This window comes from Streptomyces sp. NPDC015242 (genome assembly GCF_043079125.1).
Classification (GTDB): Bacteria; Actinomycetota; Actinomycetes; order Streptomycetales; family Streptomycetaceae; genus Streptomyces.
Genome location: NZ_JBIBUF010000007.1, coordinates 74,448 through 98,572, shown reverse-complemented (window position 1 = coordinate 98,572; position 24,125 = coordinate 74,448). Strand labels below are relative to the sequence as shown.

The 24,125-nt window shown below is 73.7% G+C and carries 20 protein-coding genes; 8 read left to right on the top strand and 12 right to left on the bottom strand.

What is annotated here, in order from left to right; all coding sequences use genetic code 11:
• Positions 1-24: 24 nt before the first annotated feature.
• Together ACF07N_RS23270 and ACF07N_RS23265 are read left to right on the top strand one after the other, a co-directional pair.
• The gene (locus ACF07N_RS23270; protein WP_383332444.1) at positions 25-486 is read left to right on the top strand and encodes a universal stress protein; all 462 of its coding nucleotides are present in this window, start codon (positions 25-27) and stop codon (positions 484-486) included.
• Between the two features lie 108 nt (positions 487-594).
• The gene (locus ACF07N_RS23265; protein WP_392116037.1) at positions 595-2,025 is read left to right on the top strand and encodes an amino acid permease; all 1,431 of its coding nucleotides are present in this window, start codon (positions 595-597) and stop codon (positions 2,023-2,025) included.
• Between the two features lie 4 nt (positions 2,026-2,029).
• On the opposite strand, the gene ACF07N_RS23260 is transcribed toward ACF07N_RS23265, so the two are convergent.
• A complete protein-coding gene (locus ACF07N_RS23260; protein ID WP_392116034.1) occupies positions 2,030-3,184 on the bottom strand; it encodes a CapA family protein in 1,155 nt (384 codons plus the stop codon).
• A gap of 222 nt (positions 3,185-3,406) precedes the next feature.
• Here ACF07N_RS23260 and ACF07N_RS23255 point away from each other — a divergent pair, with 222 nt between their 5' ends.
• The 4 genes from ACF07N_RS23255 to ACF07N_RS23240 all read left to right on the top strand — a co-directional run bounded on the left by ACF07N_RS23255 (position 3,407) and on the right by ACF07N_RS23240 (position 6,714).
• The gene (locus ACF07N_RS23255; RefSeq protein WP_383332450.1) at positions 3,407-3,952 is read left to right on the top strand and encodes a sigma-70 family RNA polymerase sigma factor; all 546 of its coding nucleotides are present in this window, start codon (positions 3,407-3,409) and stop codon (positions 3,950-3,952) included.
• A 151-nt stretch (positions 3,953-4,103) separates the two neighbouring features.
• Positions 4,104-4,616 carry a hypothetical protein gene (locus tag ACF07N_RS23250; protein ID WP_383582579.1) on the top strand — a complete coding sequence of 171 codons (513 nt, stop codon included), beginning with the start codon at positions 4,104-4,106 and terminating at the stop codon, positions 4,614-4,616.
• Between the two features lie 151 nt (positions 4,617-4,767).
• The gene (locus tag ACF07N_RS23245) at positions 4,768-5,421 is read left to right on the top strand and encodes a zf-HC2 domain-containing protein (protein ID WP_392116031.1); all 654 of its coding nucleotides are present in this window, start codon (positions 4,768-4,770) and stop codon (positions 5,419-5,421) included.
• Between the two features lie 111 nt (positions 5,422-5,532).
• Positions 5,533-6,714, top strand: coding sequence for a PP2C family protein-serine/threonine phosphatase (locus tag ACF07N_RS23240; RefSeq protein WP_392116028.1), 1,182 nt, complete (start codon positions 5,533-5,535; stop codon positions 6,712-6,714).
• Between the two features lie 12 nt (positions 6,715-6,726).
• On the opposite strand, the gene ACF07N_RS23235 is transcribed toward ACF07N_RS23240, so the two are convergent.
• The 3 genes from ACF07N_RS23235 to ACF07N_RS23225 all read right to left on the bottom strand — a co-directional run bounded on the left by ACF07N_RS23235 (position 6,727) and on the right by ACF07N_RS23225 (position 10,874).
• Positions 6,727-7,590 (bottom strand): Fpg/Nei family DNA glycosylase, encoded by an 864-nt coding sequence (locus ACF07N_RS23235; protein WP_392116025.1) that lies wholly within the window; start codon positions 7,588-7,590, stop codon positions 6,727-6,729.
• Positions 7,591-7,612: 22 nt separating this feature from the next.
• Positions 7,613-9,703 (bottom strand): SpoIIE family protein phosphatase, encoded by a 2,091-nt coding sequence (locus ACF07N_RS23230; protein WP_392116022.1) that lies wholly within the window; start codon positions 9,701-9,703, stop codon positions 7,613-7,615.
• Between the two features lie 76 nt (positions 9,704-9,779).
• Positions 9,780-10,874: a DUF6777 domain-containing protein gene (locus ACF07N_RS23225; RefSeq protein WP_392116019.1), complete on the bottom strand. Its 1,095-nt coding sequence runs from the start codon at positions 10,872-10,874 to the stop codon at positions 9,780-9,782.
• Between the two features lie 140 nt (positions 10,875-11,014).
• Here ACF07N_RS23225 and ACF07N_RS23220 point away from each other — a divergent pair, with 140 nt between their 5' ends.
• Positions 11,015-12,436, top strand: a complete 1,422-nt coding sequence (locus ACF07N_RS23220; protein WP_392117021.1) for a lipase maturation factor family protein — start codon at positions 11,015-11,017, stop codon at positions 12,434-12,436.
• On the opposite strand, the gene ACF07N_RS23215 is transcribed toward ACF07N_RS23220, so the two are convergent.
• From ACF07N_RS23215 to ACF07N_RS23200, 4 genes are read right to left on the bottom strand one after another with little or no spacing between them, the layout of a single operon-like run.
• A complete protein-coding gene (locus ACF07N_RS23215; RefSeq protein WP_392116016.1) occupies positions 12,424-13,257 on the bottom strand; it encodes an amidohydrolase family protein in 834 nt (277 codons plus the stop codon). The two genes, ACF07N_RS23220 and ACF07N_RS23215, sit on opposite strands and share 13 nt — an antisense overlap.
• Positions 13,258-13,273: 16 nt before the next feature.
• Positions 13,274-14,272: an aldo/keto reductase gene (locus ACF07N_RS23210; RefSeq protein ID WP_392116013.1), complete on the bottom strand. Its 999-nt coding sequence runs from the start codon at positions 14,270-14,272 to the stop codon at positions 13,274-13,276.
• A complete protein-coding gene (locus ACF07N_RS23205) occupies positions 14,269-15,024 on the bottom strand; it encodes an SDR family NAD(P)-dependent oxidoreductase (RefSeq protein WP_392116010.1) in 756 nt (251 codons plus the stop codon). Before ACF07N_RS23205 ends, ACF07N_RS23210 begins: the two co-directional genes overlap by 4 nt.
• A complete protein-coding gene (locus ACF07N_RS23200) occupies positions 15,021-16,364 on the bottom strand; it encodes an enolase C-terminal domain-like protein (RefSeq protein WP_392116008.1) in 1,344 nt (447 codons plus the stop codon). Before ACF07N_RS23200 ends, ACF07N_RS23205 begins: the two co-directional genes overlap by 4 nt.
• Positions 16,365-16,530: 166 nt before the next feature.
• Here ACF07N_RS23200 and ACF07N_RS23195 point away from each other — a divergent pair, with 166 nt between their 5' ends.
• A complete protein-coding gene (locus tag ACF07N_RS23195; RefSeq protein WP_392116005.1) occupies positions 16,531-17,271 on the top strand; it encodes a FadR/GntR family transcriptional regulator in 741 nt (246 codons plus the stop codon).
• Here the strand turns inward: ACF07N_RS23195 and ACF07N_RS23190 are convergent.
• The 4 genes from ACF07N_RS23190 to ACF07N_RS23175 all read right to left on the bottom strand — a co-directional run bounded on the left by ACF07N_RS23190 (position 17,264) and on the right by ACF07N_RS23175 (position 24,120).
• Entirely contained in the window at positions 17,264-17,737 is a 474-nt protein-coding gene (locus ACF07N_RS23190; protein WP_392116002.1) for a carboxymuconolactone decarboxylase family protein, read from the bottom strand. The two genes, ACF07N_RS23195 and ACF07N_RS23190, sit on opposite strands and share 8 nt — an antisense overlap.
• A 95-nt stretch (positions 17,738-17,832) precedes the next feature.
• A complete protein-coding gene (locus ACF07N_RS23185; protein ID WP_392116000.1) occupies positions 17,833-20,847 on the bottom strand; it encodes an alpha-mannosidase in 3,015 nt (1,004 codons plus the stop codon).
• Between the two features lie 25 nt (positions 20,848-20,872).
• A complete protein-coding gene (locus tag ACF07N_RS23180) occupies positions 20,873-22,876 on the bottom strand; it encodes an endo-beta-N-acetylglucosaminidase (protein WP_392115997.1) in 2,004 nt (667 codons plus the stop codon).
• A complete protein-coding gene (locus ACF07N_RS23175; protein ID WP_383332479.1) occupies positions 22,873-24,120 on the bottom strand; it encodes a glycosyl hydrolase in 1,248 nt (415 codons plus the stop codon). Before ACF07N_RS23175 ends, ACF07N_RS23180 begins: the two co-directional genes overlap by 4 nt.
• Positions 24,121-24,125 lie beyond the last annotated feature (5 nt).

The window sequence follows — 24,125 nt, the reverse complement described above, 5'->3', positions numbered from 1 at the left end:
TGTGGCTTCCGATAGCCTCACGGCGTGACGGAACAGCACTCCCCGCGGTTCGAACGGGGCACGGACGGGCCGAAGGTGATCGTGGTCGGGCTGGACGGCTCCGACTCCTCCCTGCGGGCCACGGCCTACGCCGCCGGGCTGGCCCGGCGGCAGCACGCGCTGCTCGCGGTGGTGTACGTCCAGCCCGTGCTGGCGGCGGGGGCGGCGCTCGGGGCACCGGTGGCCGGGACGACCGACGAGATCGCCGAGGACCTGGTGGCGCAGATCCGGGACGCGGCCGAGCGCCTCAAGGGGATATTCGAGGTGCGCTGGGAGTTCCACACGTTCCGCGGGGACCCTTACACCGGTCTGGTGAAGGCGGCCGACGAACTCAAGGCGGACGCGGTGGTCGTGGGCGCGTCGGAGCAGGCGGGGCACCGGATCGTCGGCTCGGTGGCGGTGCGGCTCGTGAAGGCCGGGCGGTGGCCGGTGACGGTGGTGCCGTAGGCCGTCCCGCGGTGGTGCCCGGTCCCTGCGTGGTGTCTTCCGCCGGGCGGGCGCCTGGGCCATCATGATCCGCTGTCAGCCGTTGCCACTCGTGAAGAGGTGAGGCGCATGGCCGGGCTCCGGACGGGTGAGGGGATTCTCCGCCGCAAACCCATCGAGCGGATCGAGGAGACGGAAACAGGCGAGGGGACGCGGCTGGAGCGGTCCCTGGGGTTGTGGCAGCTGACCGCCATCGGCGTCGGCGGCATCATCGGCGCGGGCATCTTCACGCTGGCCGGGGCGGTCGCCAACGGTACGGCGGGCCCGGCCGTGCTCGTGTCGTTCCTCATCGCGGGGGTCGCCTCCGCCGCGGCCGCCCTGTCCTACGCCGAGTTCGCCGGGCTCATCCCGAAGGCCGGCTCGGCCTACACCTACGGCTACGCGGTGCTGGGCGAGCTGGCCGGCTGGTTCATCGGCTGGGACCTGCTGCTGGAGTACACGGCGATCGTGGCCGTGGTCGCGATCGGCATCTCGGGGTACTTCAGCTTCCTGGTCGGCGAGATGGGCACCGACCTGCCGGACTGGATGCTGGGGGCGCCCGGCACGGGTGACGGGCACCGGGTGGACCTGTTCGCGGCGCTGCTGTGCCTGCTGATCGCGTACCTGCTGACCCTCGGCATCAGGAACGCGGCCCGCTTCGAGACGGTCGTGGTGGTCCTGAAGGTCCTGGTGGTGCTGCTGGTGATCGGGGTGGGCGTGTTCCACATCGACACGGCGAACTACGACCCCTTCTTCCCGTACGGGGTCGGCGGGGCCTTCACGGGCGCGGCGACGGTGTTCTTCGCGGTGTTCGGCTACGACGCGATGTCGACGGCGGCCGAGGAGTCCAAGGACGCGCAGCGCCACATGCCGAAGGCGATCGTCTACTCGCTCGTCGTCTCGATGGTGCTGTACGTGGCGGCCTGCCTGGTGCTGACGGGCATGCAGGACTACCAGGACATCGACCCCGAGAGCGGCTTCTCGACGGCGTTCAAGTCGGTGGGGCTGAGCGGCCTGGCGGACGTGATCGCGGTGGGCGCGATCATCGGCATCCTCACGGTGATGTTCACGTTCATGCTGGGCGTGACGCGGGTGTGGTTCTCGATGTCCCGGGACGGGCTGCTGCCCACCTGGTTCGCGAAGACGCACCCGACGCGGCACGTGCCGACCCGGGTCACCTGGATCGTGGGGGTGGCGTCGGCCGTCATCGCCGGGTTCCTGCCGATCGGCGAGGCGGCCGAGCTGACCAACATCGGCATCCTGCTGGCGTTCGTCGTGGTCTGCGCGGCGGTGATCGTGCTGCGCTACCGGCGGCCGGACCTGCCGCGCTCCTTCCGCACGCCGTGGATGCCGGTGGTGCCCGCGGTGGGGATCGTGTTCTCCGTCTGGCTGATCACGTTCCTGCAGTGGCAGACCTGGGTGCGGTTCGCCGTCTGGTTCGCGCTGGGGCTCGTCGTCTACTTCGCCTACTCCTACCGGCACTCGAAGCTGGCCGGGCGCCCGCCGGAGCGGACGGACTGAGGCGCTAGTCCCCCATCACGAGCCCGTCCTCGGCGGCACCCCGGCTGAGGACGACGTCGCGGATGCGGTCGCGCACGGCCCGGACGTCGGCGCCCCGGGCGAGCGCCTGGTTGAGGTCGACGACCCGGCCGGCGTCGACGTCGAACAGCTGCGGGACGAACTCGGCCCGGGTCACCTCCCAGCGGCCGCCCGGCCGGGCGGGCGGGGCGAAGGTGAAGCGGCCGAGGGTGGACTGGTTGCCCCGTGGGTCCTGCGCGCCCTCGGCGTTGGTCATCAGACCGGCGATCTGGTCGCCCATGCCGTAGATCACCCAGGTGCCGTTGACCTTCTCGTAGGCCTGCGGGACGTGGGCGTGGGTGCCGAGGATCAGGTCGATGTCCGGGCGGCCCCCGGTGCGGGCGGCGGTGAGGCCGCGGGCCAGGGACAGCTGCCGCTCGTCGGGGGCGTCCTGCCATTCGGTGCCCCAGTGCAGGGAGACGACGACCACGTCGGCGCCCGCGCCGCGCGCCACCCGGGCGTCGGCGAGGATCCGGGCCTCGTCGACCAGGTTGACGGCCCAGGGCTGTCCCTCGGGGAGCGGGATGCCGTTGGTGTCGTAGGTGTAGGCGAGGTGGGCGACCTTGGCCGGGCCGGCCTGGAGGATCGTGACGGTGCGCGCCTCCTGCTCGGTGCGGGCCGAGCCGGCGTGCCGTACGCCCGCGCGGTCGAGGGCGTCGAGCGTGCGGCGGATGCCGTCGGCACCGTCGTCGAGGGTGTGGTTGGAGGCGGTGGAGCAGCCGTCGTAGCCGGTGGCGGCGAGGGCCGGGGCGACCTCGGGCGGGGACTTGAAGGTGGGGTAGCCGGTGTAGTCGCCGTTCTCGCCGTAGACGGTCTCCATGTGGCACAGGGCGAGGTCGGCGCCGGAGACGACGGGGCGGATCCCGTCGAGCATGGGCCGGAAGTCGTAGCCGGTGCCGCCGCCGTCGAAGCGGGCCCGGTCGATGATCGTGTCGTGCGGGAGGACGTCGCCGGAGGCGACCAGTGTGAAGCCGCGGGGCCCGGCGGCGGAGGGTGCCGGGCGGCCGGGGCCGGACGGTTCGTGGCTGCGGGCCTGGCAGGCGGCGCCTGCGGCGAGGACGACGGTGAGGGCCAGGGCCACCTGTCGGCTGCGTGCGATCATCCATTCACCCCACGGTGGGCGTTGTGGTCGTATTTACACACAAGTAGGAAAGGGGGCCGGGGTCGCCCCGCGCGGCTCCGACACGCTCGTCGGCCCGACCGGCACCCGCCCGGTGGAGCGCCCCGACCGTTCGTCGAACCGTTCGTCGACGCGATCGACCGTCCGTCGCACAGCCGGGTACGTGCCCTGTGCCCCGGCGTGGCCCTGCGGTGGCATACGGCCATGACGGCCGGATCCACCCTCACGAACGGGACGACCGCCGAGCACGAGCTCGCCGCACTGCAGCGGGAGCACGGCCGGCCCCTCTTCGCGCTCCTCCTGCGCCTGTGCGACGGCGACCGGCAGCGCGCGGAGGACCTGGTCCAGGAGACCCTGGTGCGCGCCTGGCAGCACCCCGAGGCCCTGCGCGCCGACGACTTCGACTCCGTGCGGCCCTGGCTGATGACCGTCGGGCGGCGGCTCGCGATCGACGCGCGGCGCGCCCGGCAGGCCCGCCCCGCCGAGGTCGGCGACGCGGTGCTGGAGAACGCGCGGGTCAGCTCCGACCACGCCGAGCGGGCCGCGGCGATGCTCGACGTGCGCCGCGCTGTGAAGACACTCACTCCGGAACACCGTGAAGTCCTGGTGCTCGTGTACTTCCAGGGGGCGAGTGTGGCGGAAGCCGCGGCGGCCCTCGGGATTCCGCCCGGTACCGTGAAGTCCCGCGCGTACTATGCGCTGCGCGCCCTGCGCCGGGTGCTTCCGGGTTACGCCGCCGACCTGCGGTGAAACCCACGGTCGAGTCAAACCTCCGTAAAGCGCCTTGCTCAGGACCCCGGTTGAGTAATCGGGTGTTCCTATCCGTGTTCCGGAGGGGGCCGACGACGCCCCGGGATCCGGTGTCGGGCGACGCGCACGTACCGGAGGAAGGCAGGAAGGGATGCTGCACAGAGGTCACGGGGGCACGGACGGTTCCGACGGCGAACTGACCGTCCCCATGGCGTGGTTGTACGCGGAGTACATCGCCGACGAGTTGCTGCGGACCGGCGATCTGATGCCGCCGACGTCCTTCGAGTTCCGTGCCGGGCGCGACGCCCTGGCGCTGACCATCTTCCTCTCCGACACCGACGGGGAGCTGTCCGGCATCCGGGTGGTCACGCAGCTGGAGACGTGGCTCTCGCTGACCGCGTACGACCAGCCGTGGCAGGAGTGGGTGGGCGAGCGGCTGGCGGAGCTGGCCGCCGACGCCGCGGCCTCCGGCCGGACGGCACCGGACCTGGACCTCGCCGAGGAGGCCTGGCGCTGGCTGCAGGAGACGGAGCTGCTCGCGCCGGACCTGAACGCGGTGCCGGGCGGCGCTCCGGTGGTCGGGGAGGACGAGGGACCGAAGGTCTGGACGCCCGCCTGGCAGCTCGGACTGCCCCTGGGGCACCTCGCGATCCATCTTTTTTAGACTTCCGCGTCCTCCGACCAATCCGGCGGCCGGAGGGCTCCGAATCCTTTGGTTGCGATTGTGTCACCGGCTTGAGTGATTCCGCTGCCTGGTCCGTACCGGTGGGAGCAAGGAGTAACCCCACCCGCACCCAACGGCACGAGGATTCGGCATGAGGTCCCTGGAAAGGCATCGCGACGTCGGCGCCTACGCGCTCGGCGTGCTGGACGAGGCGGAGGCCTTCCGCTTCGAGGACCACCTCATGGAGTGCCCCAAGTGCGCTGCAGAGGTGACGGAGTTCGGCCCGACGACACGGCAGTTGATGCTGTACCGGCGGGCCACGCCACGGCTGGTGAGCCCGCTGGCCCAGCCCGGCCCGCGCATGCTGGACCGGCTGCTGGCCGAGGTGGCCGACCGGCGCCGGGCCGGCCGCAGGCGCGTGGTGTTCGCGCTGGCCGCCTCCGTCGCTCTCGCGGTGTCGGTGCCCGCCGTCGCGGTGATGGCCGCGGGCGGCGGCGACAGGACCCGGACGATCGCGGTGACCGACGCGCGCACGGGCGTGTGGGCCGAGATCACGACGGCGGACGAGGCCTCGGGCAGCCAGGTCGAGCTGCGGGTGAAGGACGCGTCCGACTCGCGCGCCTGCCACCTGGTCATCGTCGGCCGGGACGGCACCGAGGAGATCGCCACCAGCTGGCACGGGCCCGGCCACGACACCGAACCGCACACGATGATGGCCAGCTCCTCCCTGCACCCCGACGAGATCGTCCGGTACGAGATCCGCTCCACGGAGGGGGACGTCCTGGCCCGGCTCGAAACGCGCTGACCATCCGTCCGCCCCGGCCGCCGGGCGGCCCGGGCCCCCCGGTGTGAGACTGCTGACGACGCATTCCGCGGCCCGCCCGGGGTGCCCGCGGTCCCGGCGAGGGGAGCGAAGGTGTCGACGGCAGAGACCGGTGAGGACCGTCTGGAGGAGTTCCTCGCCGACCCGGCGAACGCGGCCCTGGACCTGACCACCACCGTCGCCCGCTGCACCAAGGCCCTGGGACTGCAGCACTCCGTGGTGTACCTGGCCGACATCCAGCAGCGCCGTCTGGTCCCCCTCACCGACGTCACCCCGCCGCTGCCCGTGGACGGCTCGCTCGCCGGCTGGACCTACCGCACCCAGTCCCTGCGGGTGGAGGAGTCGGAGTCGGGCGGCATGACGGCGTGGATCCCCCTGGTGGACGGCGCCGAGCGGCTCGGCGTGCTGGCCGTGCACTCCCCGTCGCTCACCCCGGCCGTGCTGCGCCGCGCCCGGGCCCTCGCCACCCTGCTCGCCATGACGATCACGTCCAAGCGCGCGTACAAGGACTCCTTCGTCCGGCGGACCCGCACCGAGCCGATGCGGCTGCCCGCCGAGATGCTGCGGGCCTTCCTGCCGCCGCGCACCATCGGCACCGCCCACGTGGTCTCCACGGCCGTGCTGGAACCGGCCTACGAGATCGGCGGCGACGCCTTCGACCACGCCCTGACGGAGACGACCCTGCACGCCACCGTCCTGGACGCCATGGGACACGACCTGGCCTCCGGGCTCACCACGGCCGTGTCGCTGGCGGCGTGCCGCAACGCCCGGCGGACCGGGGCGGACCTGCCCGAGCTGGTGGAGTGCGTCGACGACGCGCTGGCGCGCTGGCTGCCCGACCAGTTCTGCACCGGCGTGCTGGCCCAGCTGGACCTGGCCTCGGGGATGCTGCGGTGGGCCAACTGCGGGCATCCCGCCCCGCTGCTCATCCGCGAGGAGCGGCTCCTCGTGGACGCCATGCGGCGCGAGGCGGATCCGCCGATGGGCCTGCCGTCCCTGCTCGCCGGGCGCTCACGGCAGACGCACGAGATCGCCCTGAAGCCCGGCGACCGGGTGCTGATGTACACCGACGGGGTGACCGAGGCCCGGGGCAGCGATGGCGGCGAATTCGGCCTCGAACAGTTCGCCGACTTCATCATCCGGGCGACGGCGGCGGGCGAGCTGGCGTCCGAGACGCTGCGGCGGCTCATCCACTCCATCCTGGACTCGCCCACCAGCCGGCTGCGGGACGACGCGACCATCCTGATGTTCGAGTGGACACCGCCGTCCCGGTGACGGCCGGGCCGGTCACTTCAGCAGGCGGGACAACCTGCGGTCGGCCAGCGGCTTGCCGCCCGTCTGGCAGGTCGGGCAGTACTGGAGCGAGGAGTCGCTGAAGGACACCTCGCGGACGGTGTCGCCGCACACCGGGCAGGGCTCGCCGGTGCGGCCGTGCACCCGCAGGCCGCTCTTCTTCTCGGCCTTCAGCCGCCCGGCCGCCACACCCCGGGAGCGCTCGACCGCCTCGGTGAGCGTGGAGCGCAGGGCCGCGTACAGCCGCCCGGTCTCCTCCTCGCTCAGCGACGCGGCCAGCTTGAAGGGCGACATCCGCGCCGCGTGCAGGATCTCGTCGCTGTAGGCGTTGCCGACGCCCGCGATCAGGCTCTGGTCCCGCAACGCGCCCTTGAGCTGCCGCCGCTCCCCGGCCAGGAGTGCCGCGAGGCGCCGCTCGTCGAAGTCGGCGGCGAGCGGGTCCGGGCCGAGCCGGGCCACGCCCGGCACCTCCTGCGGGTCCCCGACGACGTACACCGCGAGCCGCTTCTGCGTGCCGGCCTCGGTGAGGTCGAAGCCCGCGCCGGTCTCCAGGGCCACGCGCAGCGCGAGGGGGCCCTTGCCGGGGCGGGGCGGGCCGTCGGGGAGGCGGTCCTTCCAGTGCAGCCAGCCCGCCCGGGCCAGATGGGTCACCAGGTGGGGGCCGTCCGCGGTCGCCAGGTCCAGGAACTTGCCGTACCGGCGTACGGCGGTGACCTCGCGGCCCTCCAGCGCGGACAGCGGCGGGTCGTACGTCTTCAGCACGCTGATCGCGACGGGCAGCACCCGTACGATCTCGTGGCCGACGAGGTGCTCGGTGAGGAAGTCCTTGAGCGCCTCGACCTCGGGGAGTTCCGGCATGGATCCAGGGTGCCACGCCGCGTCAGTCGTGGTCCGGCACCACGAACTCGCACCACACGGCCTTGCCGCCGCCCCGGGCCTCCACGCCCCACACGTCGGTGAGTAGATCGACCAGGAGCAGGCCGCGGCCGGAGACACCCGAGTCGCCCGCCTCGCGGCGGCGGGGCAGGGCGCTGGAGGAGTCCTCGACCTCGACCCGCAGCCGGCGGCCGGAGCCGGTGAGCACCCGCAGGGTGAGGACCGCCGAGCCCTCGGTGTGCATGAGGGCGTTGGTGATCAGCTCGTCGGCGACCAGTTCGATCTCGTCGGCGCGGTCCCGGGCGCCCCAGGCGGCGACCCCGGTGCGGATCATGTGCCGGGCCTCGGACAGGGCGGCCGGGTCGCCGGGGGACACGTGCCGCTGGAGGCGGCGGCCGGACTGCGGGCCCTCGGGGCCGCGCCGGCGCAGCAGGAGCAGCGCCACGTCGTCGTCGCCGCCGCGTTCGTCGGCCACGTCGATGAGCCGGTCGGCGAGGTCGCGCACGTCCTCGGGGCCGGTGGCGACGAGCGCGGTGAGGGTGCGCATGCCGTCGTCGAGGTCGGCGCCGGGCTGCTCCACCAGGCCGTCCGTGCACAGCAGCAGGGTGTCGCCGGGGTCGAGCTCCAGGGTGCCGACGGGGTAGTCGAGGCGGCCGAACTCGGCGGACAGGCCGAGCGGCAGGCCGCCGGGGACGGGGACGCGGCGGCAGGAGCCGTCGGTGAGCCGGACGAGCGGGTCGATGTGCCCGGCCCGGACCACCTGGAGCACCCCGGTGGACAGGTCGGCCTCCGCGTACAGGCAGGTCGCGGAGCGGTCGGTGTCGAGCTCGTGCAGGAAGACGGAGGCACGGGCCATCACGGTCGCCGGGGTGTGCCCCTCGGCGGCGTAGGCGCGCAGCACGATGCGCAGCTGGCCCATGACGGCCGCGGCGTGCGTGTCGTGGCCCTGGACGTCGCCGATGACGGCCCCGACCCGGCCGCCCGGCAGCGGGATCAGGTCGTACCAGTCGCCGCCGATGTCCCGGCCGACGGAGCCGCCGAGGGTGGCGGCACGGTAGCGGACGGCCACATCGGCGCCGGGCACGCTCGGGATGGTGCGGGGCAGCATGGCCTGCTGCAGGTTCTGCGCGAGGTCCATCTCCTGCTCGTAGAACATGGCCCGCTGCAGGCTCTGGGCGATGCTGCTGCCGAGGGCGACGAGGATGTTGCGCTCCTCGGGGGTGAAGCCGTGCCGGTCGCTGTAGAGCAGGCCCATCGCGCCGATCGGGCGGGCCTGGACGATGAGCGGCAGATAGGCGGCCGACGTGATGTTCAGGCCGGTGATGTGCGGCCACAGGATCGGGTAGCGCTCGGCGAACTCCTCGGGCGATTCGATGAAGCACGGGCCGAGGGTCCGCACGGCCTCGCTCATCGGGTAGGGCTCGTCGATGCGGGTGACGCGGGTGCCGGGCACGAAGGCGTCCTCGGGGCCCTCGGCCACCAGGCGGATGCGCCCGGCCTCGACCAGGCCCATGACGAGGCTGGTGGCGCCCAGGTGGATGAGGCCGTGCGTGTCCTTCAGGACGTCGATGACGTCCTGCACGGTGCGGGCGTGGGCGAGGGCGGCCGTGGTGAGTTCGACGACGCTGGTCTGCTCCCGGCTGGCCTCGTCCCGGTCGGCCTGGTCGCGCCGGGCGTCGATCTCGTCGAGCTCCCGGGTGGCGTCCCGGACGATGCCGATGATGCGGCGGGGGCGGCCGGTCTCGTCACGCCGGATGTAGCCCTGGGTGTGCGTCCAGCGCAGGCTCCCGTCGCGGCGGCGGATGCGGAAGTAGGCGCCGTAGTTCTCGCTGCCGTCCTTCAGCGCCTGGGAGACCGCCGTGTCCAGGCGGCGGGCCTCGCCGGGCGGGACACGCTTGGCGAGCGTCTCGGGGTGGTCGTCGTACTCGTCGGGGCGCACGTCGAAGATGTCGTGGGCCTGCGCGTCCATCTGCATCAGGCCGGTGTCCAGGTCCCAGTCGAAGCTGCCCATCCGGTTGAGCGCGAGGATCGGATCCGGGTGGGCGGGCCAGTCGTCCGGGAGTGACAGGGCGGCGCGCGCTCCCCGATCAGCCATGGGCCCACCTTGCCAGGATTCGTCCGATTCTTCGACCGGATGTGCCGAGTGCGGGGCCGCCCGGCGGGACCGGCCCTCAGTTCCCGAAGACGTCGGTGGGGCTGCCGAAGATGCTGTCGTCGGCCGGTTCGCCGGGAATCAGCCCCGCGCCGTCGGGCAGGTCCGGGCCGTCCGGCACGGCTTCGGGTCCGACCTCGTCCGGATCGCCGGCCTCGCCCGCCTCCTCCGGCTCCGGTTCGCCGGGCTCCCGGGGCACCGGTTCGGCGGGAGGCGGTTCGGGGACGTACGACGGAGGCGGGGCGGTGTCGCCGGCCGGGTCCGCTCCCGTGCGGGACTCGCCCGGGGGGACGGGCGCTGCGGCGGACGGCGCCGGGGGCCGGGGCGTCCACACCGGCGGCGGCAGGGCCCGGTCGTGGCGCACGTCGTGCCCGCGCCGCCGTTCGATCCAGGTCCGGGCGGCCAGGTCGATGAGGGTGAAGCCGCTCACGGGGTGCGGGGCCGGGGTCACGACGATCGCCCCGCCGGGCCGGTAGCCGGGCCAGGGCGCGCCCCGGGTGCCGGCCGTGCCGCGCGCGGCGAGCGGAGGGCGCAGGGGGTTGCCGCAGGCGCAGCGGACGCGGGGCACGCCCCGGTCGTCGACCAGGACGGCGGTGCCGGCCTGCAGGACGGCCTGGTAGCCGGTGACGCGGCCCGCCCGGTGACCGTGCCCGGTGACGCGGGTGTCGGCCCGCAGCACGACCGGGGTGAGGGCGCGGACGTAGTCCGGGACGGCTTGCGGGGAGACGCCCGCGACCCGGGCGAAGGCACGGTGGGCGGCCGGGTCGCGGGTGAGGTGGCCGATCTGCCGGCCGATGTCGCAGCTGCCGGTCCGCTCGGTGCCGCCGTAGAGGCCGGGTGTCGCCCCGGACAGGGAGCGCGGGCCGGCGGCCACCCGGACGGTACCGCCCGACGTCGCCGGTGCGGGCGCGGCGGGGTCCGGGGCGGGTGCCGGGACGGCCGTGGAGTCCGTGAAGGGGTCGGGTCCGGGGTCGGCGGCCGGCTGGAGGACGAGGGCCCCGGCCGCCGTGCCGCCGTCCGCGCCGCCGCCGGGGCGGCCGGAGACGCAGCCCGCCAGGAGGAGCGCCGCCCCGAGCGCGCACGCCGTGGCGAAGGCCCCCGAGGATGTCCGCACCTCGCCCTCCCGCACACCTAGGCCGTTTCATGGCATTTCGCCCCTATTGTTGGCTCGGCTCACTCGGGTTGCGCAACCGGAGCGGTGGTACGCGGAGCGTGACACCGAAGTCCGGCGCGTCACGGGAGGAGCGCACGGCCGTGGAATGGTTCACCGCATCCGACTACTGGCTGACCCGGCTGGTCTTCCAGAAGGCGCTGGCCGCCGTCTACCTGGTGGCGTTCCTGACGGCGGCGCTGCAGTTCCGGGCGCTGATCGGGCGGCGCGGCATGCTGCCGGTGCCGCGGTTCGTCGAGCGGGTGCCGTTCCGGCGGGCCCCCAGCCTGTTCCAGCTGCACTATTCGGACCGCTTCTTCGCGCTGTGCGCCTGGGCGGGCTGCGCGGTGTCGGCGGCGCTGCTGGCCGGGCTGGACTCGGTGCTGCCGCTGTGGGGCGGCATGCTGCTGTGGCTGGTGCCGTGGGTGCTGTACCTGTCGATCGTCAACGTCGGGCAGACCTGGTACTCGTTCGGCTGGGAGTCGCTGCTGCTGGAGGTCGGGTTCCTCGCCGTGTTCCTCGGCAACGACGAGGTGGCGCCGCCGCTCGTGGTGCTGTTCCTGCTGCGGTGGATCCTGTTCCGGGTGGAGTTCGGCGCGGGGCTGATCAAGATGCGCGGCGACGCGTGCTGGCGGAAGCTGACCTGCCTGGACCACCATCACGAGACCCAGCCGATGCCCGGTCCGCTGAGCTGGTTCTTCCACCACCTGCCCCGCCCGCTGCACCGGGTCGAGGTGGCCGCGAACCACGTCACGCAACTGGTGGTGCCGTTCCTGCTGTTCACGCCGCAGCCGGTCGCGACGGGCGCCGCCGCGCTGATGATCGTCACTCAGCTGTGGCTGGTGCTGTCGGGCAACTTCTCATGGCTCAACTGGATCACGATCGTGCTGGCGCTGTCGGCGGTGCGCTTCCCGGCGGACGCGCCCGAGGTGCCGGACACGCCGCTGTGGTACGTCGTGCTGGTGCTCGCGGTGTCCGCGCTGCTGCTGGTCCTCAGCCACCGGCCGGTGCGCAACATGCTCTCCCGCCGCCAGGTGATGAACCGCTCCTTCGACCCGCTGCACCTGGTCAACACCTACGGCGCGTTCGGCAGCGTGAGCCGGGTGCGGTACGAGGTCGTGGTCGAGGGCACCGCGGACGAGGTGCCGCGGGCGGACTCGGGCTGGCGGGAGTACGAGTTCAGGGGCAAGCCGGGCGATCCCCGGCGGTGGCCGCGCCAGTTCGCGCCCTACCACCTGCGCCTGGACTGGATGATGTGGTTCGCGGCCCTCTCCCCCGCCTACGCCGACCCCTGGTTCGGCCGGCTCGTGGAGCGGCTGCTGGAGAACGACCGCGACACGCTGAAGCTGCTGCGCCGCTCGCCGTTCCCGCCGGACGCGCCACCGCGGTTCGTGCGCGCCCGGCTGTTCCGCTACCGGTACACGACCTGGCGCGAGCTGCGGCGGACCGGCGCCTGCTGGGAACGGACGTACGTGCGGGAGTACTTGCCGCCGACCCGGCTGGCCGAGCGCGTTCACAGGCCGTAGACGCGGGCGGCGGTGGTCTCGAAGACCTGGGCACGGTCGCGCGGGCCGGTGAGCCGGCGCATGGCGTCGAGGATGCCGCCGTACGTGCCGGCCCGGGTGGACACCGGCCAGTCCGAGCCGTACATCAGCCGGGCGGGCCCGAAGGCTTCCAGCGCGGTGTCGGCGTACGGGCGCAGGTCGTCCACGGTCCAGCGGGCGGGGTCGGCCTCGGTGGCCAGGCCGGAGAGCTTGGCGACGGTGTTGGGCAGGGCGGCCAGGGCCCGCAGGCCGGACGCCCAGGGTTCGAGGGCGCCGGAGGCGACGGGCGGTTTGCCGAGGTGGTCCAGGACGAACGTGAGGCCGGGCAGGGCGGCGGCCGCCCGTGCGCAGGCCGGGAGCTGGTGGGGCAGGACGACGAGGTCGTAGACCAGTCCGGCGGCGGCCACGGCGGCCAGTCCCCGCAGGACGTCCGGGCGCAGCAGCCACTCGGGGTCGGGCTCGCCCTGGACCTGGTGGCGGACGCCCTTGAGGTACCGGCCGCCGGGGAGCTCGCGCAGCCGGGCGAGTTCGCCGGCCACGCCGGGGCGGGTGAGGTCGGTCCAGCCGACGACACCCGCGACCAGGTCGTGCTCCTCGGCCAGGGCCAGCAGTTCCGGGGTCTCCTCGGGCACGGTGACCGTCTGGACGACGACCGTGCGGCCCACTCCGGCGGCCCTCGCCTCGGGTTCGAGGTCCCCCAGGGTGAAGTCGCGGCGCAGCGGCAGCAGTTCCGGGCCGGTGATCCAGGTCTGGTCGCGGACGGAGAGGTTCCAGACGTGGTGGTGGGCGTCGGTCACGGTCATGCCGGCGGACCGGCTCTCATGAGTGCCCCTCTCCGGACGCCTCGCCGGGGACGGGGGCCTCGGCCGGCAGCAGGCCCTCGGCGCGCAGGTCCCGCCACACCGCGTCGGGCACCCGGGCGGCGAACTGGTGGGCGCAGTCCCGTACTTCGTGCGCCGAGCGGGCTCCGACCAGGACGCTCGCGACGGCCGGGTGCGCGGCGCAGAAGGCCAGGGCGACGGCGCGCAGCGTGGTGCCGTGGCGGTCGGCGACGGACTTCAGGCGCAGGGCGCGTGCGACCAGTTCGGAAGGGGCTGCGGTGTAGTTGTAGCGGGCGCCCGGCTCCGGGTTGGCCAGCAGGCCGGAGTTGAAGGCGCCGCCGATCACGACGGACGTGCCGCGCTCCAGGGCCGCCGGCAGCAGGTCGGTGAGGGCGCTCTGGTCCAGGAGGGTGTAGCGGCCGGCGCACAGCACCACGTCCACGTCCGTGTCGCGGACGAAGCGGGTGAGCATCGCCGACTGGTTCATCCCGGCGCCGATCGCGCCCACGACGCCTTCCGCGCGCAGCTTCTCCAGGGCCGGGTAGCCCTCACGGAAGGCCGCCTCGGCGTGCTCGTCGGGGTCGTGGAGGTAGACGACGTCGACGCGGTCGAGGCCGAGGCGTTCGAGGCTGGCCTCCAGGGTGCGGCGGATGCCGTCGGCGCTGAAGTCCCACACGCGCCGGTGGGTGGCGGGCACCGCGAAGCCGTGGGCGAGGTCGTCGCCGGTGCCGTCGGCGGGTTCGAGGCGGCGGCCCACCTTGGTGGAGACCGTGTACCGGTCGCGAGGGTGGCCGCGCAGGGCGGCGCCGAGGCGGCGTTCGGAGAGGCCGAGTCCGTAGTGCGGGGCGGTGTCGAAGTAGCGGACGCCCCGCTGCCAGGCGGCCTCCACGGCCTCGTGGGCCTGCTCCTCGCCGACCTCGGTGTACAGGTTGGCGATGGCGGCGGCGCCGAAGGACAGGGCGCTGACCTCGACGCCGCTGCCGCCGAGCCGGTTCACCGGGCCACCGGGCGCGGCCGCAGGCCCTGCATGCCGCCGTCGACGGCGAGCGCGGTGCCCGTGGTGGCGCCGGACAGGGGACTCGCCAGGTAGGCGATGGCACCCGCCACTTCGGCCGGGGAGACGAGACGGCCGGTGGGCTGGCGGGCTTCGAGGGCGGCGCGTTCGGCGGCCGGGTCGGGGGCGGCGTCCAGGAGGCGGCCGACCCAGGGGGTGTCGACCGTGCCCGGGGTGACGCAGTTGACGCGGATGCCCTCGCGCACGTGGTCGGCGGCCATGGCCAGGGTCAGGGCGTACACGGCGCCCTTGGTGGCGCTGTACAGGGCGCGCTGGGGCAGGCCCGCGGTGGCGGCGACGGAGCAGGTGTTGACGATCGCGGCGTGCGCGGAGGCCCGCAGGTGGGGCAGGCAGGCGCGGGTGGTGCGGACCATGCCGACGACGTTGACGTCGTGGACGCGGTGCCACTCGTCGTCGGGGTTGTCCTCGACGGTGCCCCGGGCGCCGATGCCCGCGTTGTTCACCAGGACGTCCAGGCCGCCGAGTTCCCCGACCGCCGCGGTGACGGCGGCGCGCACGGACGCGTCATCGGTGACGTCCGCGCGGTGCGCGAGGAGTGGCTTGCCGACCGGGGACGGGTCCCGGTCGAGGACGGCGACCTGTGCGCCGCGTTCGGCCAGGAGGTCGGCGGTGGCCCGGCCGATGCCGGAGGCACCTCCGGTCACCAGGGCTCTGAGGCCCTCGAAGTCGCTCATGCGGCATGCCCCTTCTTCGTCGCGTCGAGGTCGGCGGCCCAGAACTCGCCGCCGGGGTACGTGTAGCGCGCCAGCGACCCGGGCCGCAGTGCGGCCGAGAAGCCCGGCGCTGTGGGTGCCGTGTAGTGACCCTGCCGGATCACCACCGGGTCGAGGAAGTGGTCGTGCAGATGATCGACGTATTCGATGACGCGGTCCTCGGTGGTGCCGGTGAGGGCGACGTAGTCGAACATCGACAGGTGCTGGACGAGTTCGCACAGGCCGACACCGCCCGCGTGCGGGCAGACCGGTACACCGGACTTGGCCGCGAGCAGCAGGATCGCGAGGTTCTCCGGGACGCCGCCGACCCGGGCCGCGTCGATCTGGACGACGTCGAGCGCGCCGGCCTGGAGGAGCTGTTTGAAGACGACGCGGTTGTGCACGTGCTCGCCGGTGGCGACCTTCACCGGGGCGACGGCCCGGCGGATCGCGGCGTGGCCGAGGATGTCGTCGGGACTGGTGGGTTCCTCGATCCAGTACGGGTCGAACTCGGCGAGGGCCCTGGTCCAGCGGATCGCCTCGTCGACGTCCCACCGCTGGTTGGCGTCGACGGCCAGCCGGATGCCGGGGCCGATGACCGACCGGGCCACGCGGCAACGGCGGATGTCGTCGTCGAGGTCGGCGCCGACCTTGAGCTTGATCTGGGTGAACCCGTCGGCGACGGCCCGGGCCGCGAGACGGCTGAGCTTGTCGTCGTCGTAGCCGAGCCAGCCGGGCGAGGTGGTGTAGGCCGGGTAGCCGCGCTCCAGCAGCCGGGCCGTGCGCTCCCGGGCGCCCTCCCGGCCCCGGCGCAGCAGGGTCAGGGCCTCCTCGGGGGTGAGGGCGTCGGTGAGGTAGCGGAAGTCGATCTGGCGGACCAGCCAGTCCGGCTCGGCCTCGGCGAGCAGCCGCCACAGCGGCAGCCCGGCGCGCTTGGCGACGAGGTCCCACGCGGCGTTGACGACCGCGCCGATCGCCATGTGCATCACGCCCTTCTCCGGTCCGAGCCAGCGCAGCTGACTGTCGCCGATCAGGTCGCGGTTGAGGGTGGAGGGGTCGGCGCACAGCCCGTCCAGGTCGCGGCCGACCAGGTGGCCGCGGAGCGCGTCGATCGCGGCGACCTGGACCTCGTTGCCCCGCCCGATGGTGAAGGCGAAGCCGTGCCCCTCGTGCCCGTCGGCGGCGTCGGTGCGCAGGACGACGTAGGCCGCCGAGTAGTCCGGATCGCGGTTCATCGCGTCGGAACCGTCATGTGCGCGCGAGGTCGGGAAGCGGACGTCGTAGGTGTCGACCGCGGTGATGCGGGCGGGCGTCGGGGGCACGGGGGGCCTTTCGTCGGTCGGGGCGGTGGGGGTTCACTTCCCCTCCACTGGTCCGACCAATCTCGCGGTGACGCCTTCGCGTTGCCGCAGATCTCCCTGGTGACACCTAGTGGTAGGACCACCGGCTGGTTAGACTGCGGCGACGCGCGGTGATCGGAGGAGCGGCGTGGACGACGAGACGGCCCCGCGGAAGGCCACCGTGACGCAGCGCGCCATCGAGCGGATCAAGGCGCTGATCGCGGAGGGCCGGCTGGAGCCGGGCCAGCGGCTGCCGACCGAGCGCGAGCTGGCCGCTCAACTGGGTATCAGCCGCAGTTCCATGCGGGAGGCGATCCGCGCGCTCACGGTGCTCGGCGTGCTGGAGGCCCGGCACGGGTCGGGCATCTACGTGACGCAGCTGGAGGCCGGCGACCTGCTGGAGACGTTCGGGGTCGTGGCGGACCTGTCACGCGGCCCGCGTCTGGTGGAGCTGCTGGAGATCCGGCGGATCCTGGAATCGACGGCGACGGCGCTGGCCGCCGCGCGGATCTCCGAGGACGAACTGGCCGAGGTGGAGAAGCACCTGGCGGCGATGAGCGCCACGGACGATCCGGAGGAGATCATCGCCCACGACCTGGCGTTCCACCGGGTGATCGCGCAGGCCGCGGGCAACGGGACGATGGCCGCGATCCTGGAGGGGCTGTCGTCGCGCACGTTCCGCGCCCGGGTCTGGCGGGGCTACCAGGAGGAGGGCGCCTTCGACCGGACCCGCCGCGAGCACGCGGCGATCCACCGCGCCCTGGCCGCCCACGATCCGGAGGCGGCCCGCGCGGCGGCCGCCGCGCACGTGGGCGAGGTGGAACAGTGGCTGCGGGCACAGCTCGGGCCCCGGGACACGCCCGGGGCCCGCCCCGTGACCGCTACGTGAACTGCCCCGGCCGGTAGTCACCGGCCGGCTGCCGCAGGATCACGTTCAGCCGGTTCGCCGTGTTCATGAAGGCGATCAGGGTGACCAGCGCGACGAGCTGCTCCTCGTCGTAGTGCTTGGCGGCCCGCTCCCACACCTCGTCCGGGACGCCGCCGGCGCCGTCGGCGATGCGGGTGCCCTGCTCGGCCAGTTCCAGCGCGGCGCGTTCGGCCTCGGTGAAGACGGTGGCCTCCCGCCAGCCGGCGACCAGATGGAGGCGGACGGCGGACTCGCCCGCCGCCGCGGCCTCCTTGGTGTGCATGTCGATGCAGACCGCGCACCCGTTGATCTGGCTCACGCGCAGGGAGACCAGTTCCCGTGTGGCGGCCGGCAGCGCCGACTCCACGACCAGCCGCCCCACCGAGGTGAACTGCTTGACGAGCCTGCTGCCGCTCGGGGTGGCGAAGACGTCCAGACGCGCGCTCATGGTGAGCTCTCCTTCGTCGTTGTCGGTGCTTACGCCCTTATGAGCCGGCGGCTCACCCCGATGTGACACGTGCGGACGTGACCTGCGTCTCCCCGTCAGGCGCGCCGGAGCCGAAGCGTCATGAGCTCGAACGGGCGCAGCCGCAGCGCGATCCGGCCGTCCTCGGACCGCGGTGCCGGGACGTCGGCCAGCGGGCGTTCCAGCAGGTCCGTGACCGCCACGTCCGTCACCTCGAACCCGGCGGTGAGCGTGGCGCGCGCCCGGCCGCCGAAGGCCTCGTGGAACCGGACGACCACGTCCCCGCTGCCGTCGTCGGCCAGCTTGACGGCCGTGACCACCACGGCGTCCTGGTCGCAGGTCACCAGCGGCGCCACCTCACCGGCACCCGTCAGCGGCCGCTCCGGGAGGTTGATCCGCCAGCCCTCGCGCACCGCGTCGCCGATGCCGGCGCCGGGCACCAGCGCGTGCCGGAAGCGGTGAACGCCCTGGTCGGTCTCCGGGTCGGGGAAGCGCGGGGCACGCAGCAGGGAGACGCGGACCGTGGTGGTCGTGCCGCCGTCGCCGTCGGTGCGGACCGTGCGCGTCACGTCGTGGCCGTACGTGGAGTCGTTGACGAGCGCCACGCCCCAGCCGGGCTCCTCCAGGTGGACGAAGCGGTGGTTGCACGCCTCGAACTTGGCCGCCTCCCAGGAGGTGTTGGTGTGGGTGGGCCGGTGGAAGTGCCCGAACTGGGTCTCGGACGCGTACCGTTCGGCGTGCACGTCGAGCGGGAAGGCCAGCTTGAGGAACTTCTCCGTCTCGTGCCAGTCGACCTCCGTGTCCACGACCAGCCGCCGCTCCCCCGGGGCGAGCGAGAGCAGCTGCGTGACGCGGGAGGAGCCGAAGGTCCGCACGATCCGCACCCCGTCGCCGTCCGGGACGACCTCGTCGGCGTCGGTGAGGTCGGTGACGGTGTTGCGGTAGAACTCGTCGACGTCCCAGGCGTCCCACATGTTGGGGAAGTCGGGGTGCAGCTGGAGCAGGTTCGCGGCCCGGCCGGGGGCGACGGTCTCGCGGTCGGCCTCGATGTCGTACGCCGACACGACGAGTCCGCGGGCGTCGACCTCGACCCGGAGCAGGCCGTTGTCCAGGACGTGTCCGCCGCCCGGCCGGGGGGACAGGGCGGTGCGCTCCTGCCCGGCCGGGACGCCCGCGCCGCCTGCCGGGACGCCCGCGCGGGCGTGCGGGGCGGCGTTGAAGACGAGCGGGGTGTCGCCCTCGCCGGCCAGGGCGCGCTGCGCGGCCTCGACGATCCCGGTCAGCTCCTCGGCGACGCGCTCGTAGGTGCGGCGGGCCTCGCGGTGCACCCAGGCGATGGACGAGCCGGGCAGGATGTCGTGGAACTGGTGCAGCAGCACCGTCTTCCAGATGCGGTCCAGGTCCTCGTACGGGTAGGGGAACCCGGTGCGCACGGCCGCCGTGGCGGCCCACAGTTCGGCCTCCCGCAGCAGGTGCTCGCTGCGGCGGTTGCCCTGCTTGGTCCTGGCCTGGCTGGTGAGGGTGGCGCGGTGCAGTTCGAGGTACAGCTCACCGACCCAGACGGGCGGTTCGGGGTACTCCGCCGCGGCCTTCTCGAAGAACTCCCGCGGGGTCTCCCAGATCACCGTCGCCGACCCCTCCAGGTCGCGCATGCGGGCCGCCTTGGCGACCATCTCGCGGGTGGTGCCGCCGCCTCCGTCGCCCCAGCCGGTGGGGGCCAGGGAGTGCCGGGCGACGCCCTTGTCCTTGAAGTTGCGGGCCGCGTGGGCGATCTCGCTGCCCTTCATGGAGCAGTTGTAGGTGTCGACGGGCGGGAAGTGGGTGAAGATCCGGGTGCCGTCGATGCCCTCCCACTGGAAGGTGTGGTGCGGGAACTTGTTCGTCTGGCTCCAGGAGATCTTCTGGGTCAGCAGGTACGTGGAGCCGGCCGCCTTGATGATCTGCGGCAGGCCCGCGGCGAAGCCGAAGGTGTCGGGCAGCCAGGCCTCGTCGTTCTCGATGCCGAACTCGTCGAGGAAGAACCGCTTGCCGTGCACGAACTGCCGGGCCATCGCCTCCGAGCCGGGCATGTTGGTGTCCGACTCCACCCACATGCCGCCGGCCGGCACGAACCGCCCGTCGGCCACGGCCTTCTTCACCCGCGCCCACACCTCGGGCCGGTGGTCGCGCACCCACGCCCACTGCTGGGCCTGCGACATGGCGAACACGAACTCCGGCTCGTCGTCGAGCAGCGCGGTCATGTTGGAGGCCGTGCGGGCCACCTTGCGCACGGTCTCGCGCAGCGGCCACAGCCACGCCGAGTCGATGTGCGCGTGCCCGACGGCGCTGATGCGGTGCGCGGAGGGCGCCGCGGGCGTGGCGAGGACGCCGGTGAGACGCGAACGGGCGTGCCCCGCGCTGCCGTTGACGTCCTGGAGGTCGAGGGCGTCGAGCGCCTTGTCGACCGCCCGCAGGATCTCCCAGCGGCGCGCCGACTCCACCGGCAGCTCGGCCATCAGCTCGCCGAGCACCTCCAGGTCGATCACCAGCTGCCACACGGTCTCGTCGAAGACGGCGAGGTCCATCCGGGCCAGGGTGTACTGCGGGTCGCCGCCCGCGGTCTCCTTGTCGCCGAGCTGCGTGGGCAGGAAGGGGTGGTAGTCGAGGATGACCGGGTTGGAGGCGGCCTCGATGTGCAGCCGCACCTGCTCGCCGCCCTCGGCGGGGGCGCCGACGCGGACCCACTGGTTGCGCGGGTTGAGGCCCTTCACCGGGGTGCCGTCGGGCCGGTAGACCAGGCCCTCGCACTGGAAGCCGGGCATGTTCTCGTCGAAGCCGAGGTCCAGGATCGCCTCCACGGTCCGGCCCGCCCACGCCTCGGGCACCGTGCCGGTCACGCGGAACCAGCTGGTGCCCCAGGGAGCACCCCACCGGGCGCCCACCTCGATCGGCCCGGGCTCGGCCGCGAGGCCCTCGGCGACCGGGACGGGCTCACCGGGGGCGTGCCAGACGGCCACCTCCAGCGGCACGGACTCGGGGTACACGGCGGGGCGGACACGCTCGTCGAGGACGCGCTTGAGGCGGGCTTCGACCAGGCTGCGGTCGTCATGCATGCGGGGTGCTCCCTAGAGGGGGTGGTTACCAGGGGTGGGTCAGGGTCACGGGTGCCGACGAGGTGTAGAGCTCCCCGACGGCCCGCAGTTCGAACCGTGCGGCCCGCTCGCCCTGTTCGGGCGTCAGGCCGGCGACGAAGAACGCCCGCTGGCAGGTGCCGCCGAGGAAGCGGCGGGTGCCGTCGGGCAGGACCCGGTGCAGGGTGTAGTGCCGGACCTCACCGGGGGCCGGGTTCCAGGTGAGGCGCAGATCGCCCCCGGACGCGGCGCTCACGCGCAGGCCGGACGGTGCCGCCGGGGTCCGGGAGGCGGTGCGCACGGCGAGGCCGCCGAGCCGCCAGCGCACGGGCGCGCCGTCGGCCGGGGTGAGCCGGACGCCGATCGCGCGGACGGTCCCGGTCAGGCCGGTGAGCCGGACGGCCGTGGTGCGCCAGGTACCGGCCGAGGTCACGGGGAAGTACGTGTACGGCGGTGTCCCGCCGGGCGAGCCCGGCTCGGCGGTCGCGACGGCCAGCTCGACCCGGACCGGGCCGGAATCGGTCCGGTGGGTCAGTTCGACGACCGTGTCCGCGGTGAGCGGCAGCCGGGTCGCGTACAGGTCCACGACGGCCGGCGCGGACAGCTCTCCCTCCACGAGGAGACTGCTCCCGCCCCGCCACGCGTCCTCGAAGTCGAAGACGACGGCCGGACGGAGGCCCTCGGTGTGCACGACCCAGCGCCGGGACGGCAGCCGGTCCTGCAGCCCGAGGTGGTTCCAGGGGGCGTCCGAGGTGACCCTGCCGTCCTCGTACCAGCGCAGTCCGTGGCCGGTGTTGAACGTGCTGGCGAACGGCACCGAGGTGACCGTCGAGCGGTCGGCGACGGACTGGGCGGGTGCGCGCCAGGTGTCCGTGCCGTCCGGCCGGGACGGGTCGAGGGAGCGGCCGGTCCAGAACCGGTCGTCGGCGGCGTGGAAGTCGGCCGGTCCCCGCCGGCCGGCCGGGAGGTGGTTGCGGGTCCACTCGGGCCGGTAGAGGCCGACCGAGGCGAGGTGCGCCCGGTCCGCCGGCACGATCGCGTCCCAGCGCACGGTGGAGTTCCAGCCGCTTGCCTCGACGTCGACGCCGGCCCACAACTCATAGCGGCTGCGGCCCAGTTGCTCGGCCCGGCTCGCCGAGGAGACCAGGCTGTCCGCGGACCAGCGGAAGTCGACGAACATGTCGTCGGAGGTCCGGAAGAACGGCTCGTTCCGGCCGTTGAGCGCGCCCTGCCAGCTGACCGTGCCGTTCACGGTCATGGCGTCGTACCACGTGACGCGCTGTCCCTTGGCCGCCGCGCGGGACTTCAGCTCGCGCAGGAAGCCCAGCATGTCGGCGCCGAGGGCGCTGTCCCCTCCCCCGGTCTCGGCGTTGACGAACCAGCCGTCGAAGCCGTGGGCCTCGGCGACCGCGACCAGCCGTTCGGCGAGCGGGTGGCGTCCGGCGGCGTCCCGTTGCACCAGGTCGCGGGTCCAGCGCAGTTGTCCGCCGTAGGCGACGGGCGGCAGGAAGACGTTGCCGAGGACGGGCACGCCGTGCCGGTGGGCGGCGTCCACGATCGGCGCGTTCGGCGCGAGGATCAGGCCCTCTCCCGACGACCCGCCCCAGAAGACCAGTTCGTCGATGTAGGCCCAGTGGGTGAGGGCGTAGTAGTCGGCGGTGGGCGAGCCCTGGGAGGGGTTGCCCGCGGTGGGCCCGAAGGAGACCAGCGACTGGACGCGGGCCTGCCCGGCGCGGGCGGTGGTGTTGACGGGGGCCGGGGTGAAGCGGGCGGCCAGCGGCACGGACGAGGCGTTGAAGGCGAGGTCCGGGTCGGTCTCGGCCCGCCAGGACTTCAGGCTGCGCCAGGTGATGCCGGGGCCGGGGCTGCCGGAGGGGAGGGAGTCCGGGTACCAGTAGGAGGCGTACGGCTGGGTCGCGGCGGCGGCTCTCGGGGCGGCCGTGGCGGGCAGGGAGGGGACGAGGGCGGTCGCGGCGCCGGCGAGCAGGACGGTGCGTCGGGTGGGTGTCACGAGCGGGTGCCTCCTTCGAGGACCTGGTCGGGGGTGACGGTCTCGGTGATGCCGCGCGCGGCCAGGTGCTCCCGGTCGGCGGCCCGGGTGTCGAGGACGGCGGTGGGCCGGGCTCCGTCGGCGACCAGCCGGAAGAAGGCCTCGAAGACGGGCCCGCCCGGGGCGCACCGCGAACGGGCCGCCGGGTCGGCGGGCACGACGAGAGCGGTACGGCGGACCGCCGGCGCGGACGCGGGGCGGCGCGCCGCCCGTTCCAGCACCAGGGCGGTGTCCTTGGGCTTGCGGTCGTTGGTCAGCAGGCCGAGTCCGTACTCCAGCTCGGGGAAGTCGGCGAGGCTGCGCGACACGTCGTGGGAGCACCACCAGGTGATGCCCCACAGGTCCGGGCAGTCCAGGGCGTTCGCGACGGTCGCCTCGGTGAAGGCGGCGGCGTGCTCGGGCGGGACCAGGGGCGCGGGGGCTCCGACCTCCTGGAGCCAGACCGGCCGGTGCGGGTCGCCGGCCCAGGCCTTGCTCAGTTCCACCAGCCAGGCCGCGTGGTGCTCGCTCGGCACGGAGGTGCGGCCGTAGCGCTGGGCGGTGCCGTTGAAGACCCAGGAGTGCACGGCCGTGACGGCGCCGTGCCGGGCGGCCTGGCCCGGGGTGAAGGGCTGGTCGTCCTGGTACCAGGTGGCGTCGTACTCGGCGTGCAGGTGCAGCCGGCCCGGGGCGCCCTCCTCGCAGGCGGCGAGCATCCGGCCGAGCCAGGCGTCGATCTCGTCGGGTGTGGCCCGGTCGGGGTCGGGGTGGGGGCCGGCCGAGAACTGGTTGACCTCGTTGCCGAGGGTCATGCCGATGAAGTTGGGCCGGTCGGCGAGGGCGGCGGCGAGGGTGCGCAGCAGGGTCTCCTGCCCGTCGAGCACGTCCGGGTCGGTGAACAGGTTGCGCCGGTGCCAGGTGCGGGTCCAGGCGGGCAGGAAGTCGAAGCTGCTCAAGTGCCCTTGCAGGCCGTCCACGTTGACGTCGAGGCCGCGTTCGGCGGCGGCGTCGGCCAGTGCGACGAGCTGCTCCACGGCCCGGGGCCGGATCAGCGTGCGGTTGGGCTGGAAGTACGGCCACAGCGGGAAGACCCGGACGTGGTCCAGGCCGAGCGCGGCGATCGAGTCGAGGTCGGCGCGCACGGAGTCCAGGTCGAAGTCGAGCCAGTGGTGGAACCACCCTTCACTGGGGGTGTAGTTGACGCCGAAGCGCACGGCAGGAGGCATGCGGT

What these genes read in the sequence shown, in the direction of transcription:
- ACF07N_RS23250 (WP_383582579.1), top strand. Translation starts at nt 4,104, where the DNA reads ATGCTGCACAGAGGTCACGGGGGCACGGACGGTTCCGACGGCGAACTG.
- ACF07N_RS23205 (WP_392116010.1), bottom strand. Translation starts at nt 15,024, where the DNA reads ATGAGCGACTTCGAGGGCCTCAGAGCCCTGGTGACCGGAGGTGCCTCC.
- ACF07N_RS23230 (WP_392116022.1), bottom strand. Translation starts at nt 9,703, where the DNA reads ATGGCTGATCGGGGAGCGCGCGCCGCCCTGTCACTCCCGGACGACTGG.
- ACF07N_RS23260 (WP_392116034.1), bottom strand. Translation starts at nt 3,184, where the DNA reads ATGATCGCACGCAGCCGACAGGTGGCCCTGGCCCTCACCGTCGTCCTC.
- ACF07N_RS23190 (WP_392116002.1), bottom strand. Translation starts at nt 17,737, where the DNA reads ATGAGCGCGCGTCTGGACGTCTTCGCCACCCCGAGCGGCAGCAGGCTC.
- ACF07N_RS23235 (WP_392116025.1), bottom strand. Translation starts at nt 7,590, where the DNA reads ATGCCGGAACTCCCCGAGGTCGAGGCGCTCAAGGACTTCCTCACCGAG.
- ACF07N_RS23215 (WP_392116016.1), bottom strand. Translation starts at nt 13,257, where the DNA reads ATGACCGTGACCGACGCCCACCACCACGTCTGGAACCTCTCCGTCCGC.
- ACF07N_RS23245 (WP_392116031.1), top strand. Translation starts at nt 4,768, where the DNA reads ATGAGGTCCCTGGAAAGGCATCGCGACGTCGGCGCCTACGCGCTCGGC.
- ACF07N_RS23175 (WP_383332479.1), bottom strand. Translation starts at nt 24,120, where the DNA reads ATGCCTCCTGCCGTGCGCTTCGGCGTCAACTACACCCCCAGTGAAGGG.
- ACF07N_RS23265 (WP_392116037.1), top strand. Translation starts at nt 595, where the DNA reads ATGGCCGGGCTCCGGACGGGTGAGGGGATTCTCCGCCGCAAACCCATC.
- ACF07N_RS23255 (WP_383332450.1), top strand. Translation starts at nt 3,407, where the DNA reads ATGACGGCCGGATCCACCCTCACGAACGGGACGACCGCCGAGCACGAG.
- ACF07N_RS23185 (WP_392116000.1), bottom strand. Translation starts at nt 20,847, where the DNA reads ATGCATGACGACCGCAGCCTGGTCGAAGCCCGCCTCAAGCGCGTCCTC.